Raw genomic sequence first — 14,906 nt, forward strand, 5'->3', positions numbered from 1 at the left:
GGGGCGCGGCTTCGGCGGCCGCGGTCTCGGCAGCGGCGGCGGACTCGGCCTGCGCCTCGTCGTCGGCGCCGACCGTGGCCGGCTCCGGCTCCACGGCGACGGCCTGCTCGGCCACCGGCGCTGCGGTCTCGTCGGGCTGCGGCGCACCGGCGGGCGCGGACGCCCGGCGGACGGCGCGGCGGCGGGGACGCGCGGGCGCGGCCTCCTCACCGGAAGCGACGGCGGGGGCAGCGGCGGCTGCGGCCTGCGGGGCGCTCTCGGCGGAGGGGGCGAGCGCGGCGGCGTCCTCGGCCGGCGTCCCGGCGGCCTCGGCAGGGGTGGCACCCGGGGTGCCGACCGGGGCCGAACTGCGGCGGACGGCGCGGCGGCGGGGCCGCGCGGGCGCGGCCTCCTCACCGGTCACGACCGTGCCGGCGGCCTCGGCGGGCTCCTGCGGCGCTGCGGCCGGCTGCGCGGTCGTCACCTCGGCCCCCGCGGTCGCGGTGACCGGCGGGCCCGCGGGCCGGGAAGCGGCCCGGCGCCTGCGGCGCGGCGGCAGGGTGTCACTCGGTGTGCTGTTCTCGGAGCGGCTGTTCGCCGGCTCCGCGGATTCCGTGGGCTCAATGGGTTCGAGCATGCGGGCGGTTCTCCCGTCACGCTCCCGGGCGCCGCGTCCGGTTCCGGCCGCGGCCCGCGTCCAGCGCGGTGCCGCGGTCCGGGGCGCGGGCGCCACACGGGAGCTTTAGTCTCGCTCGCCGGGCCCTTGTGTCCGGGACCGGCGAAAGTCTCCTGGTCAGTTCGTTCGCCGGACCGGGGTGGCTCCCTGGCTGATCGGCGACGCGACGACGGCGGTCCTACGCTGCGCCGTCCGCCGCTCCACCGCCTGCGGGCGGTGCCTGCGTCGCGGCGGTCAGCCCGGCGGCCGTGGGTGGGGCGGCCGTGGCTGCTGCGTCGCGGTCGGGCGCGAGCGGGTCGGTCACCGCGCCGGTCTCCTCATCGAGCAGCCCCTGCGCCAGCCTGGTCACCGCTGCGGGGACCGGCGGCGCCAGGTCGGCCGTAGCTCGGAGGCCGGACAGGACGTCGTCGGGTCGTACGGCAGGTGTCAGATGCCGAACAACCAGCCGCAGTATCGCACAGGCATCAGCGCCCGGCCTATCGGCCTCGCACGCCGTGGCACGGAGATCCGCGACCGCGGCACGTGCGTCGAAGGTGCGCATGCCCTTCTTCGTCTGCCGCTCGACCGGTACTTCACCGGCCGCGAGGAACGCCTCGACGGCGCGCTCGGCGTCCGCGACGGCCACGCCGTCCAGACGCAGCTCCCACACCGACGCCTGCAGCCGGTCGGCGAGGCCCGAGGTGTGCGCCTCGACCGCGTCGGTCACGTCGAGGCCGTCCGGCAGGGACTCGTCCAGCAGCGCGCGCAGCACCTCGGGGTCCCGCCGCTCGGTGAGCGCGATCTCCAGGTACTCGGCCTCGCTGCCGGTGCCCGTCGGCGCGGCGTTCGCGTACGACACCTTGGGGTGCGGGGTGAAACCCGCGGAGTACGCCATGGGCACCTCGGCACGGCGCAGCGCCCGCTCGAAAGCGCGCTGGAAGTCACGGTGGCTGGTGAACCGGAGGCGGCCGCGCTTGGTGTAGCGCAGTCGGATGCGCTGCACCGCCGGTGCGGGCGGCGGGCCTTCGGGCTGTCGCTTGCCCAGTGTCGTCAGTCCTTCGTGAGTGCGGTCGTACTGCTACCTAGAGTACGTGCCTGCCGGGCCGCCGGTTCCCGCCGGGGTGTGCTCCGTCACCCGAAGAGCGCGTGCCGGACCTCTCGCGCGGCGGTGCGCGCGGCGGACAGCGCGGCCCTCACCGGCGGCCAGAGCACCGCCCGGATCGCGTGCCCCACGGGGGTGAGGATCCAGCGGTACGCCCAGCGCAGCGGCGCGACGACCAGCCACCGCCACAGGGCGGCGAGGCCCCGGCCGATGGCCCGGGAAACATACCCGGCGACCCGCCAGGCCCACGCGAACGCCGCGCCGACGGCCCGCAGGACGGGCCGCAGCAGATACTCCCAGAGTGCCACGGCGGGCACGACGAGGAGGTAGTGCGCCAGCCAGGCCAGCGCGCGCCCGATCGGGGTGAGGATCCAGCGGTACACCCAGCGGACCGGGACGACGAGCAGGTAGTACGCGAGCCGGGCCAGCGCGTGCCCGAGGGGGGTGAGCACCCAGCGGTAGAACCACAGCGCGGGGATCACGAGGAGGTACTTGATCAGGAAGACCAGCGGCACCACGATCAGGTAGTTGACCAGCCAGGCGACGGCCCGCCCGACCGGGGCGAGGAGCCAGCGGTACATCCAGCGCCCGAGGGGCGCGAGGACGTGCCGGCCCAGCCAGCACAGCGCGTCCCAGAGGAGCCGCAGCGGGACGACGACGATCAGCACCGGGATCTTGATCACCTGGGCGAGGCAGCAGCCCCCGCCCGGCTCCGGTGCCTTGTGCTGCTGTATGTGGGCGTGGTTGCCGTACGCCATGCGCGCTGAGTCCCCCGGTACCGCTGCTATGTCCTGTCGCTCATGTGCTCCGCCCGCGTCGGCACCCAGTACCGCAGCTTTCCGCCGCGCTCGTCCTCGAAGATCCCGCCGCAGGTCTCGATGACCTTACGTGACGCGGTGTTGGTGGTGTCACACGTGACCAGCGCGGACCCGATGCCGAGGCCGGCCGCGAGGGGCAGCGCCGCCCGCAGCATCGCGGTGGCGTGGCCGCGGCGGCGCGCCGTGGGGCGCACGTAGTAGCCGATGTGGCCGCCGAGCTCCCGCAGGTGGTCGTTGAGCTCGTGGCGCAGCGCGAGGCGGCCCAGGAAGGTGTCCCCCTCGACGTACCAGAGGGTGGTGCAGGGGACGAGGCCGAGCGGGCGGGCGGTCTCCTCCCGGGTCAGGGAGCGCAGCCGGCCGGTGTAGCGGGCGAAGGCGGCCGGGTCGTCCCACTCCGCGCCGAACCGCCGTATCTCCCGGCCGACCCCCGTGTCGTCGTCCGGAGCGCCGTGTCCCTCGGCGCGGAGCTCCGCCATCGCCTCCAGGAAGGACGCCTGGACGCGGGTCGTGGGTGCGATGAGCTGTGGCATCGCCACAGTGTGCGGGAACGCGCAGCGGCCCGGCCACCGCATTGCGGCGACCGGGCCGGCGGGGCGCGTGGCCTCAGGTCACTTCACGACGGACAGCGGGAGCAGCTTCTTCCCCGTGGGGCCGATCTGGATCTCGGTGTCCATCTGCGGGCACACGCCGCAGTCGAAGCACGGGGTCCAGCGGCAGTCCTCGACCTCGGTCTCGTCCAGGGCGTCCTGCCAGTCCTCCCAGAGCCAGTCCTTGTCCAGACCGGAGTCCAGGTGGTCCCAGGGCAGGACCTCCTCGTAGGTGCGCTCGCGGGTGGTGTACCAGGCGACGTCCACGCCGTAGGCGGGCAGCGTCTTCTCCGCCGCCCGCATCCAGCGGTCGTAGGAGAAGTGCTCGCGCCAGCCGTCGAAGCGGCCGCCGTCCTCGTAGACGGCGCGGATCACGGCGCCGACGCGGCGGTCACCGCGGGAGAGCAGGCCCTCGACGATGCCGGGCTTGCCGTCGTGGTAGCGGAAGCCGATCGAACGGCCGTACTTCTTGTCGCCGCGGATCTTCTCCCGGAGCTTCTCCAGGCGGGCGTCGGTCTCCTCGGCGGAGAGCTGCGGCGCCCACTGGAACGGGGTGTGCGGCTTGGGCACGAAACCGCCGATGGAGACCGTGCAGCGGATGTCGTTCTGGCCGGAGACCTCGCGGCCCTTGGCGATGACGTTGACCGCCATGTCGCCGATCTGCAGCACGTCCTCGTCGGTCTCGGTCGGCAGGCCGCACATGAAGTACAGCTTCACCTGCCGCCAGCCGTTGCCGTAGGCCGTGGCGACCGTACGGATCAGGTCCTCCTCCGAGACCATCTTGTTGATGACCTTGCGGATGCGCTCGCTGCCGCCCTCGGGCGCGAACGTCAGACCCGAGCGCCGACCGTTGCGGGTCAGCTCATTGGCAAGATCGATGTTGAACGCGTCGACACGGGTCGACGGCAGGGACAGACCGATCTTGTCCTCTTCGTACCGGTCGGCGAGGCCCTTCGCGATGTCGCCGATCTCGGTGTGGTCCGCGGAGGACAGCGACAGCAGGCCGACCTCCTCGAATCCCGTGGCCTTCAGGCCCTTGTCCACCATGTCGCCGATGCCGGTGATGCTTCGCTCCCGGACGGGACGCGTGATCATGCCGGCCTGGCAGAAACGGCAGCCGCGGGTGCAGCCACGGAAGATCTCGACCGACATCCGTTCGTGGACGGTCTCGGCCAGGGGGACGAGCGGCTGCTTCGGGTAGGGCCACTCGTCGAGGTCCATGACGGTGTGCTTGGACACCCGCCACGGGACGCCGGAGCGGTTCGGCACGACGCGGCCGATCCGGCCGTCGGCGAGGTACTCCACGTCGTAGAACTTGGGGACGTAGACGCTACCGGTCTTCGCGAGGCGGAACAGCAGCTCGTCGCGGCCGCCGGGGCGGCCCTCGTTCTTCCACGCCCGGATGATCTCGGTGATCTCCAACACGGCCTGCTCGCCGTCGCCGACCACCGCGCAGTCCAGGAAGTCCGCGATCGGCTCCGGGTTGAACGCGGCGTGGCCGCCCGCGAGGACCAGCGGGTGCTCCTCGGTGCGGTCCTTGGCCTCCATCGGGATGCCGGCCAGGTCCAGCGCGGTGAGCAGGTTGGTGTAGCCCAGCTCGGTGGAGAAGGAGACGCCCAGGACGTCGAAGGCGTCGACGGGGCGGTGCGCGTCGACGGTGAACTGCGGCACGCCGTGCTCGCGCATCAGCGCCTCGAGGTCCGGCCAGACGCTGTACGTGCGCTCGGCGAGCACGCCGTCCTGCTCGTTGAGGACCTCGTACAGAATCTGCACGCCCTGGTTGGGCAGCCCGACCTCGTACGCGTCGGGGTACATGAGCGCCCAGCGGACGTCGCACGACTCCCACGGCTTCACCGTGGAATTGAGCTCTCCACCGACGTACTGGATGGGCTTCTGCACATGCGGGAGCAGCGCCTCGAGCTGTGGGAAGACCGACTCGGCAGACATCTCACGGACCTTCGTAGCTGGCAGGGGTGACCCTCAAGCCTAACGCGGACGAGAGCCCCCCTTGCACAGCGGCAGTGATCATCCCCGCGTCCGCGGGGAGCACAGTGCCCAGCGCACCTCGCAAGCGTCGCAGTCCGGGCCATCCCCGCGGGGTGCGGGGAATCACACTGGCTCAACGACCAGTGGGAGGGGCAGTCACCGTCGGGCCGGGGCGCAGGTGCGGGGTGGGGATCGTGGACCACAGGGTGGGGAGGGCGCTTTCCAGGGCGGCGGCGCGGGACTCCTCGCGGGCGTACAGCACGCCGTACGCGAAGGCGTTCTCGCCCGCGGCGTGCGCCTGGGCGGCCAGCTCGCGCAGCGCCGCGCGGGCCGCCACGCCGTCCTGGTGGCCGCCGAGCAGTTCCTGCAGCTCCGTCATCCGCGTGGCCAGCTCCTTCGCGGGCCTGCCCAGCTCCGGGCGGGCCGCCTCCGCCGCGTACCGGGTCCGCTTGGCGGCCTTGCGGGCCTCGTGCATCGCCAGGTCGCGGGCGGGCCCCGGAGGCGCGGCGAGCGCCGCCTCCACGTGCCCGGCCAGCCGCCGGAAGTCCCGCTCGACCGCCTTGGGCAGCACCCGGGCCGCGGGGCGGCCGGCGGCGGGCGCGAGAGGCGGGTCGGCGAGCAGCGCGTCGAGGGACTCCAGGAGGGCGAGGTAGCGCGGGCCGTCGAGGACGGCCAGCAGCTGCTTGCGGGAGCCCTTGCGGCGGGCCCGGGTCCAGGTGCGCAGCCGGGACCGTACGGGCCCCGGACGCAGCTCCTTGGGGAGCGCGGCGAGCCCTTCCTGGAGGCGCGCGGCGAGCACCTCGGCGTCCCGGCCCACGCCCAGCTCGGCCGCGAGCCACTTCAGCTCCTGGCCCACGGGGTCGGTCGCCGACCGGTCGAGGACGGTGGCGTACGAGCGCAGGGCGCTGCGCAGGCGGCGGGTGGCCACCCGCATCTGGTGCACGGAGTCCGGCAGGTCGCGGCGGACGGCCGGGTCCAGCTCGACGAGGGCCCGGACCTGGCGGGCCAGGTAGCGGTGGACGACCTGCACGGCGGTGGGCGGGACGGCCTCCTCGGGCCCGGCCCCCACGGGCTCCCCGGCGCCGCCCCTGAAGGCCGCCGCCTTCTGCCCGCCCTCAGGGACCGCCCTCCGCCCTCCCTTCGGTACGGCCGTCCGCTCGCCCTCCGGAGCCGTCTCCCGGAGGGCCCTGGCCGCCTTGGAGGCCGTCGTGGCGGGGCGCAGCCCGGCACCGAGGAGGCGGGTCTCGACGGCGTCCAGGAGGGCGCCGTCCCCGCCCGGTGTCAGCTCGACCTCGATCTCGGCCCACTCGGCGGCGCGTCCGGGCCCTGCGGGCCGCTCGGCGCGCACCCGGTCGGCGGCGATCTCGGCGAGGACCGTGCCGTCGGCGGCGAGCAGCTGCCGCACCTCGCGCCGGGTGCCGATCCGTACGAGGGGGACCAGCTCGGCGTCGCGGGTGCGGGAGCGGAGCAGGCCGCGCAGGGCGCGCGGGACGGTGCCGGAGAGCGGGGCGCGGATCTCGTCGCGTACGTGGGCGGCGACCGGCAGCTTCAGGTGCCAGCCGGCGTCGTCACCGCCGGTGCGGCGGCGCAGGGTGATGCCGTCGCGGGCCAGCCGGCGGTCGGCGGTGTCGTAGTAGGTGGCGTCCAGGGTGACCGCGCCGCGCTCCGCGACGGACGCGATCCGGTCCACGCCGGTGAGGTCGGGCAGCACGCGGGCGAGCTGCCCCGCACCGTCGGCCCCGCCATCGGCCTCGTACTTCCGCTCGATCTCGCGCACGGTGTCCGCCATGGGGTGAACGTACTGTCCTGTCCCGCTTCCGGGGAGCCCTCGGAACGTCCGGTGCGCGGCGCCCGGAGGAAACCGGGACGCCGCGCACCGGACGCCGCGCTCACAGCACCATGAGGCGCCGTGCCCGCCGGTCAGGAGACACCGCGCTCACAGCGCTGAGAGGCACCGCGCTCACAGCGCTGAGAGGCACCGCGCGCACCGCGCCAAGAGGCGCCGCGCTCACTCCACCACGATGAGCAGGTCGCCGCCCTCGACCTGGGCGATCGACGAGATGGCGATGCGGCTGACGGTGCCGCCCGTGGGCGCGGTGATGGCCGCCTCCATCTTCATCGCCTCGATGGTGCCGATCGTGGCGCCCGCCTCGACCCGCTGGCCCTCCTCGACGGCGAGGGTGACCACGCCGGCGAACGGCGCGGGCAGGTGGCCGGGGTTGTTCCGGTCGGCCTTCTCGGCGGTCGGCACCTCGCTGGCCACGGCCCGGTCGCGGACCTGGATGGGCCGCAGCTGGCCGTTGAGGATGCACATCACGGTGCGCATGCCGCGCTCGTCGGCCTCGGAGATCGCCTCCAGGCCGATGAGCAGCTGGACGCCGGGGGCGAGCCGTACGACGTGCTCCTCGCCGTGGTGCAGCCCGTAGAAGAACAGGTCGCTGGAGAGCGGGGAGGTGTCGCCGTAGCGGTCCCGGTGGGTGGTGAAGTCCTTCGTCGGGCCGGGGAAGAGCAGCTCGTTGAGGACTTCCTGGCGCTCGGCGGAGGTGCCGGAGAGCCGCTTGCTCTCGGTGGCGGACAGCTCGGTGATGCCGGGAGCCTCGGCGCGGCCCTCCAGGGCGCGGCTGCGCAGCGGCTCGGGCCAGCCGCCGGCCGGTTCGCCCAGCTCGCCGCGGAGGAAGCCGATGACGGAACCGGGGATGTCGAAGCGGGCGGGGTCGGCGGCGAACTCCTCGGTGCTGACCCCGGCGCCGACCAGGGCGAGCGCCAGGTCGCCGACGACCTTGGAGCTGGGGGTGACCTTGACCAGGCGGCCGAGCAGCCGGTCGGCGCCCGCGTACGCCTTCTCGATCTCCTCGAAGCGGTCGCCGAGGCCGAGCGCGATGGCCTGCTGGCGGAGGTTGGAGAGCTGGCCGCCGGGGATCTCGTGCTCGTAGACCCGGCCGGTGGGCGCGGGCAGGCCGGCCTCGAAGGGCGCGTAGACCTTGCGCACGGCCTCCCAGTACGGCTCCAGGGCACAGACCGCGCCGAGGTCGATGCCGGTGTCCCGCTCGGTGTGCGCGGCGGCGGCCACGATCGCGGAGAGCGCGGGCTGGCTGGTGGTGCCGGCCAGCGCCGCCGAGGCGCCGTCCACCGCGTCGGCGCCGGCCTCCCAGCCGGCGAGGTAGGTGGCGAGCTGGCCGCCGGGTGTGTCGTGGGTGTGGATGTGGACGGGCAGGTCGAAGTTCTGCCGCAGGGCCGTGACCAGCTTCTTCGCGGCGGGTGCGCGGAGCAGTCCGGCCATGTCCTTGATGGCGAGGACGTGCGCGCCCGCGTCGACCATCTGTTCGGCGAGCCGGAGGTAGTAGTCGAGGGTGTAGAGCTTCTCGCCGGGGTCCGTCAGGTCGCCGGTGTAGCTCATGGCGACCTCGGCGACGGCGGTGCCGGTCTCCCGCACGGCGTCGATGGCGGGCCGCATCTGGTCGACGTTGTTGAGCGCGTCGAAGATCCGGAAGATGTCGATGCCGGTGTCCGCCGCCTCCTGCACGAAGGCGCGGGTGACCTGCTCGGGGTAGGGCGTGTAGCCGACGGTGTTGCGGCCGCGCAGCAGCATCTGGAGGCAGATGTTGGGGACGGCCTCGCGCAGCGCGGCCAGCCGCTCCCACGGGTCCTCGTACAGGAAGCGCAGCGCCACGTCGTACGTCGCGCCGCCCCACGCCTCGAGGGACAGCAGCTCCGGGGTCGTGCGGGCCACGTGCCCGGCGACCTCCAGCAGGTCCTTCGTACGGACCCGGGTGGCCAGCAGCGACTGGTGGGCGTCGCGGAAGGTGGTGTCGGTGACGCCGAGCGCGGGCCGGGCGCGCAGGTCGGCGGCGAAGCCCTCGGGGCCGAGCTGCCGGAGCCGCTGCCGGGAGCCGTCGGGGATCGGCGCTGAGGTGTCGATCGCGGGCAGCTTCTCGTGCGGCGCGATGCTCACGGGCCGCTCGCCGTGCGGCTTGTTGACCGTGACGTCGGCCAGGTATTCGAGGATGCGGGTGCCGCGGTCGGCGGAGCCGCGCTGGGTGAGCAGCTCGGGATGCTGCTCGATGAAGGAGGTGGTGACCTTCCCGGCGCGGAAGTCCGGGGTGTCCAGCACCGCCTGCAGGAACGGGATGTTGGTGGCGACACCGCGGATGCGGAACTCGGTGACGGCGCGGCGGGCGCGTCCCACGGCGGTCGCGAAGTCCCGGCCCCGGCAGGTCAGCTTGACCAGCATGGAGTCGAAGTGCGCGCCGACCTCGGCGCCCAGGTTGGTGCCGCCGTCCAGGCGGACGCCCGCGCCGCCCGGGGAGCGGTAGGCGGTGATGCGGCCGGTGTCGGGCCGGAAGCCGTTGGCCGGGTCCTCGGTGGTGATGCGGCACTGCAGCGCGGAGCCGCGCAGCACGATCTTCTCCTGGCTCAGGCCCAGGTCGGCCAGGGACTCGCCCGCGGCGATGCGCAGCTGGGACTGGACCAGGTCGACGTCCGTCACCTCCTCGGTGACGGTGTGCTCGACCTGGATGCGCGGGTTCATCTCGATGAAGACGTGCTTGCCGCGGGCGTCGACGAGGAATTCGACGGTGCCGGCGCAGGTGTAGCCGATCTGCTTGGCGAAGGCGACCGCGTCGGCGCAGATGCGCTCGCGCAGCTCCGGGTCGAGGTTCGGGGCCGGGGCCAGCTCGATGACCTTCTGGTGGCGGCGCTGCAGGCTGCAGTCCCGCTCGTAGAGGTGGATCACGTTGCCGTGCTGGTCGGCGAGGATCTGCACCTCGATGTGGCGCGGGTCGACGACGGCCTGCTCCAGGAAGACGGTCGGGTCGCCGAAGGCCGACTCGGCCTCGCGGGCGGCCGCCTCGACGGCCTCGCGCAGCTGGGTGCGCTCGGTGACCCGGCGCATGCCGCGCCCGCCGCCGCCGGCCACGGCCTTCACGAAGACCGGGAACTCCATGTCCTCGGCGGCTGCGACCAGCTCGTCGACGTCCGAGGACGGTGCGGAGGAGGCGAGGACGGGCAGCCCGGCGGCCTTGGCGGCGGCGATGGCGCGCGCCTTGTTGCCGGTCAGCTCCAGTACCTCGGTGGAGGGGCCGACGAACGTGATGCCGTGCTCGGCGCAGGCGGCGGCGAGATCGGGGTTCTCGGACAGGAAGCCGTAACCGGGGTAGACGGCGTCGGCGCCGGCCTGCCGCGCGGCGCGGACGATCTCCTCGACCGACAGGTACGCGCGCACGGGGTGGCCGGCCTCGCCGATCTGGTAGGCCTCGTCCGCCTTGAGGCGGTGACCGGAGTTGCGATCCTCGTACGGGAACACCGCGACGGTCTGCGCGCCCAGCTCATAGGCGGCACGGAAGGCGCGGATAGCGATTTCGCCACGGTTGGCGACCAAGACCTTCGAGAACATGGGAGCTGGCTTCTCCTGACGGGGCGGCACGGTGGGGGCGCCGGCGTACGGATACGACTCTGTCTCGCAATACGGACTGCTGTCTCGCTCAAGCTGTTCCGCGACAGCATGCCGCCCGCGCGGCGCGACCGCCACGTAAGAGGCGTCACAGAACGTGTCCGCGTGAAGTGGGTACGTGTACCGGAACGCCTGTGGTCCGGCACCCCTGGAGGTACCGGACCACGGCGGCGGCTGACGTCGGGTCAGGCGGAGACGGGCCGCTGCACTCTGATCGACTGCAGCAGTCCGATGGCGATCCATACGGCGAACATCGAGGTGCCGCCGTAGGAGACGAAGGGCAGCGGCAGGCCGGTGACCGGCATGATGCCCAGGGTCATGCCGATGTTCTCGAAGGACTGGAACGCGAACCAGGCGATGATGCCGGCCGCGACGATGGTGCTGTACAGCTCGGCGGACTCCCGGGCGATCCGGCAGGCCCGCCAGAGCACCACGCCCAGCAGGAGGATGATCAGGCCGGCGCCGAGGAAGCCCAGCTCCTCGCCGGCCACCGTGAAGATGAAGTCCGTCTGCTGCTCGGGGACGAACTGTCCGGTGGTCTGGCTGCCGTGGAACAGCCCGGCGCCGAAGAGGCCGCCGGAGCCGATCGCGATGCGCGCCTGGTTGGTGTTGTAGCCGACGCCCGCCGGGTCCAGGCTCGGGTTGGCGAAGGCGGCGAACCGGGCGATCTGGTAGTCGTCGAGCAGATGCAGCTGCCAGACGGCCAGACAGCCCACGACGCCCAGGGTCAGCAGGCCGATGATCCACCGGTTGGAGGCCCCGGAGGAGAGCAGCACGGCCAGCACGATCGTGCCGAGCACCATCACCGAGCCGAGGTCCGGCATCAGCATGATGACCGCGATCGGGATCAGGGCGATGCCCAGCGCCTGCAGGACGGCGCGGTGCCCGGGATGTTCCCGGTCCCCGGCGTCGACCCGCGCCGCCAGCACCATCGCCATGCCCAGCGTGATGGTGATCTTGGCGAACTCGGCGGGCTGCAGGGAGAGCCCGCCGGGGATGGCCAGCCAGGACCGCGAGCCGTTGATGGTCGCGCCGAGCGGGGTGAGCACCAGCGCGGACAGCAGCAGCGAGATGCCGTACAGGATGGGTACGGCGCCGCGCAGCGTGCGGTGGCCGAGCCAGACCGTGCCGGCCGCGAGGGCCAGGCCGATGCCGGTGTTGAGCAGGTGCTTGAGGACGTAGGAGTACTGGTCGCCGTGGTTCAGCTCGATGCGGTTGCGGGTGGCCGAGAAGACCAGCACCGCGCCGATGAGCGAGAGGGCCAGGCAGGAGAAGAGGAGTATCCAGTCCAGCCGCCAGACGACGGAGTCCCGGGCGGTGAGCTTGCTCCAGACGCCGCGGTCCGGTGCGTAGCGCCGGATGGCGTAGCTGCTGCTGGTCACTGGACCGCCTCCGCCGGCTTCTTCTCGTCGTTGACGATGGGCTTGGTCAGCTTCCCGGCCTCGATGTTGCCCTGCCGGTCGACCTTGGGCAGGTCGGCCTGCGGCTTCGGCAGCAGCGCCTTGTCCTTGTGGATCTTGCCCTTGGCGTCCACGCCGTACAGCGCGTCGTAGATCTTGCGCACCGCCGGACCGGAGGCACCGGAACCGGTACCACCCTGGGAGATCGTCATGACGATCGTGAAGTCCTTGGTGTACGTGGCGAACCACGACGTGGTCTGCTTGCCGTAGACCTCGGCGGTACCCGTCTTGGCGTGCATCGGGATCTGCTTCTGCGGCCAGTTCTGGAACCGCCAGGCGGCGGTGCCGCGGGTGGCCACGCCCGCCAGCGCCTTGTCGATCTGCTGCAGCGTCTTGGGCGTGTCGGGCAGCTTGCCGTGCGCGTGCGGCTCGATGTCCCGGACCTTCTTCCCGTCGGGGCTGATGATCGCCTTGCCGATGGTCGGGTCGTACAGCGTGCCGCCGTTGGCGATCGCCGCGTAGATCGTGGCCATCTGGATCGGCGTCACCAGGGTGTCACCCTGGCCGATCGAGTAGTTGACCGAGTCACCGGCGCGCATCTTCATGCCTTCGAGACAGCTCTCGTAGGCGATCCGCTCGGTATAGCTGCCGCCCTTCTTGCCGTTCTTGCACCAGTTGTCCTTGTTGGCCTTCCAGAAGTCCTTCTTCCACTGGCGGTCCGGAACCCGGCCCTTGACCTCGTTCGGCAGGTCGATGCCGGTCTCCTTGCCCAGGCCGAACTGGTGGGCGGTCTTGTAGAACCAGTCGGCCGGGTCCTTCTTCGGCTTGTTGCCGCCGTCCTTGACCCACTGCTTGTAGGCCAGGTCGTAGAAGACGGTGTCGCAGGAGACCTCCAGCGCCCGGCCGAGTGTGATCGCGCCGTGGCTCTCGGACTCGAAGTTCTTGAAGACCTGCCCGCCGACGTTGTACGAGCTGGAGCAGTTGTACCGGCCGTTGAAGGGGTAGCCGGCGTTGACCGCCGCCGAGGACGAGATCACCTTGAAGATCGAGCCGGGGGCCGCCTGGCCCTGGATCGCCCGGTTCAGCAGCGGGTAGTTCGACTTCTTGCCCGTGAGCTTGGCGTAGTCCTTCGCCGAGATGCCGCCCACCCAGGAGTTCGGGTCGTAGTCCGGCTGGGAGGCCATCGAGACGACCCGGCCGGTCTTGTTCTCCATGACGACCACGGCGCCCGCGTCGGCCTTGTAGTTCGTGCCGGTGTTGCGGTCGTGCTGCTTGCGCGCCTCGACCATCGCCTGGTGCAGTTCCTTCTCGGCGACGGCCTGCACGCGTGCGTCTATCGACGTGACGACGTTGTCCCCGGGCCGGGCCGGATCGCTCTTGCCCTTGCCCATCACCCGGCCGAGGTTGTCGACCTGGTAGCGGGTGACGCCGGCCTTGCCGCGCAGCGCGCTGTCGTACGTGCGCTCCAGGCCCGAGCGGCCGACCATGTCCGAGCGCAGGAACGGCGAGTTGGTGTGCTCGGCCTTCTTGATCTCCTCGTCGGTGACCGGCGAGAGGTAGCCGAGCACCTGCGAGGTCTGCGCCTTCGCGGGGGCCGGGTAGCGGCGGACGGCGGTGGGCTCGGCGGAGATGCCGGGGAAGTCCTCGGAGCTCTCCCGGATCTTCAGGGCCTGCTGGGTGGTGGCCTCGTCCGTGATCGGGATGGGCTGGAAGGGCGAGCCGTTCCAGCAGGGCTGCGGCGTCTTGGCGTCGCACAGCCGGACCTTGTTCTTCACGTCGGTGTACGACATGCCCAGCACGTGCGCCAGCCGGGTGAGCACGGCCTTGCCCTCGTCGTCCATCTTCATCAGCGCGGTGCGGCTGGCGGAGACGACGAGGCGGGTCTCGTTGTCGGCGAGCGGGACGCCGCGGGCGTCGAGGATCGAGCCGCGCACGGCCGGGTCGACGACCTGCTGGACGTGGTTGCCGCTGGCCTCGGCGGCGTACTCGTCACCGTTGCGGATCTGCAGGTACCAGAGCCGGCCGCCGAGGGTGAGCAGCAGCGAGACGACCAGTATCTGGATGGTGACCAGGCGGACGGTGACCCGGGAGGTCTTGCCGGTCTCAGGAATATTGCTCACGGCGCGCAGCGCCTCCTTGAGGGGCGGTGGTCGGGCGACGGGTGGGCGCTCACGGCGCGGCCCCCTCCCCGCCCGGCACGGTGCGGTGCTCACAGGCGCTTTCCCCCCTTGATCCGTACGGCCTTCAGGCTCTTGGACTTGCCGCCGAGCAGGCCGCCGCGCTGGCTGCCGATGCGCGGCGTGCGGCCGCCCCGCCCGGGACGGCTCATGCGCAGCCCGCTGCCGGTGGAGAGCCAGCCGTACGCGGCCTCGCCGGTCACCATGCCGGACTGGGTGCCGCCGGAACTCTCCCCGGCCAGCGGGTCCTTCTCCGAGCGGCGGGCCAGCGCCATCACCAGCGGGACGCTGAACGGCGCGAGCACGAGGTCGTAGACGGTGGCGGTGAACAGCAGCAGCGGGATGCCGACGGTGTTGCCCGCGTTGTCCCCGGCCAGCGAGCCGACCCCGGCGTACAGCAGGGTCGAGCCGATGGCCGCGCAGACCACCACGATCAGCGGCATCGAGGCGGACCGGTGCTGGCTCTTGTCGGGCTTGGTCAGCCCGGCGACGTAGCCGATGACGCACAGCACGAGGGCGTAGCGGCCGATCGCGTGGTCGGAAGGGGGCGCCAGGTCGGCGAGGAGCCCGGCGCCGAAGCCGATGAAGGCCCCGGCGACGTGCCCGTAGACCATGGCCAGACCGAGGACGACCAGCAGGACCAGGTCCGGTACGGCACCGGGGAGGTGGAGCCGGGCGAGCACACCCACCTGGACGACGAGGGCCACGGCCACGAGGACGGTGGAGAGGAGGATCCGGTTGATGCGCATCGGG

The 14,906-nt window shown here is 72.4% G+C and carries 9 protein-coding genes and 1 pseudogene; all 10 read right to left on the minus strand.

Translation table 11 applies throughout. From position 1 onward, the window contains the following. Window positions 1-616, minus strand: a pseudogene (locus tag C3486_RS24595) (ribonuclease E/G); the annotation flags it as partial. Window positions 617-833: 217 nt separating this feature from the next. After that, entirely contained in the window at window positions 834-1,637 is an 804-nt protein-coding gene (locus C3486_RS24600; protein WP_103834943.1) for a TIGR03936 family radical SAM-associated protein, read from the minus strand. Window positions 1,638-1,765: 128 nt separating this feature from the next. Then, window positions 1,766-2,494 carry a hypothetical protein gene (locus C3486_RS24605; RefSeq protein ID WP_103834944.1) on the minus strand — a complete coding sequence of 243 codons (729 nt, stop codon included), beginning with the start codon at window positions 2,492-2,494 and terminating at the stop codon, window positions 1,766-1,768. A 26-nt stretch (window positions 2,495-2,520) separates the two neighbouring features. After that, on the minus strand, window positions 2,521-3,084 hold the full coding sequence (locus C3486_RS24610) for a GNAT family N-acetyltransferase (protein ID WP_103834973.1): 564 nt from the start codon (window positions 3,082-3,084) through the stop codon (window positions 2,521-2,523). A gap of 78 nt (window positions 3,085-3,162) precedes the next feature. Next, entirely contained in the window at window positions 3,163-5,088 is a 1,926-nt protein-coding gene (locus tag C3486_RS24615; protein ID WP_103834945.1) for a TIGR03960 family B12-binding radical SAM protein, read from the minus strand. Window positions 5,089-5,260: 172 nt separating this feature from the next. After that, the gene (locus C3486_RS24620; RefSeq protein WP_103834946.1) at window positions 5,261-6,916 is read right to left on the minus strand and encodes a CYTH and CHAD domain-containing protein; all 1,656 of its coding nucleotides are present in this window, start codon (window positions 6,914-6,916) and stop codon (window positions 5,261-5,263) included. Between the two features lie 219 nt (window positions 6,917-7,135). Further along, window positions 7,136-10,519, minus strand: a complete 3,384-nt coding sequence (locus C3486_RS24625; protein WP_103834947.1) for a pyruvate carboxylase — start codon at window positions 10,517-10,519, stop codon at window positions 7,136-7,138. A 242-nt stretch (window positions 10,520-10,761) separates the two neighbouring features. Continuing rightward, window positions 10,762-11,958, minus strand: coding sequence for a rod shape-determining protein RodA (rodA, locus tag C3486_RS24630; RefSeq protein ID WP_103834948.1), 1,197 nt, complete (start codon window positions 11,956-11,958; stop codon window positions 10,762-10,764). Continuing rightward, on the minus strand, window positions 11,955-14,096 hold the full coding sequence (gene mrdA, locus C3486_RS24635) for a penicillin-binding protein 2 (protein ID WP_103834949.1): 2,142 nt from the start codon (window positions 14,094-14,096) through the stop codon (window positions 11,955-11,957). Before mrdA ends, rodA begins: the two co-directional genes overlap by 4 nt. A gap of 89 nt (window positions 14,097-14,185) precedes the next feature. After that, window positions 14,186-14,902 (minus strand): rod shape-determining protein MreD, encoded by a 717-nt coding sequence (mreD, locus tag C3486_RS24640; protein ID WP_103834950.1) that lies wholly within the window; start codon window positions 14,900-14,902, stop codon window positions 14,186-14,188. Window positions 14,903-14,906 lie beyond the last annotated feature (4 nt).

Source organism: Streptomyces sp. Ru73 (genome assembly GCF_002920575.1).
Classification (GTDB): Bacteria; Actinomycetota; Actinomycetes; order Streptomycetales; family Streptomycetaceae; genus Streptomyces.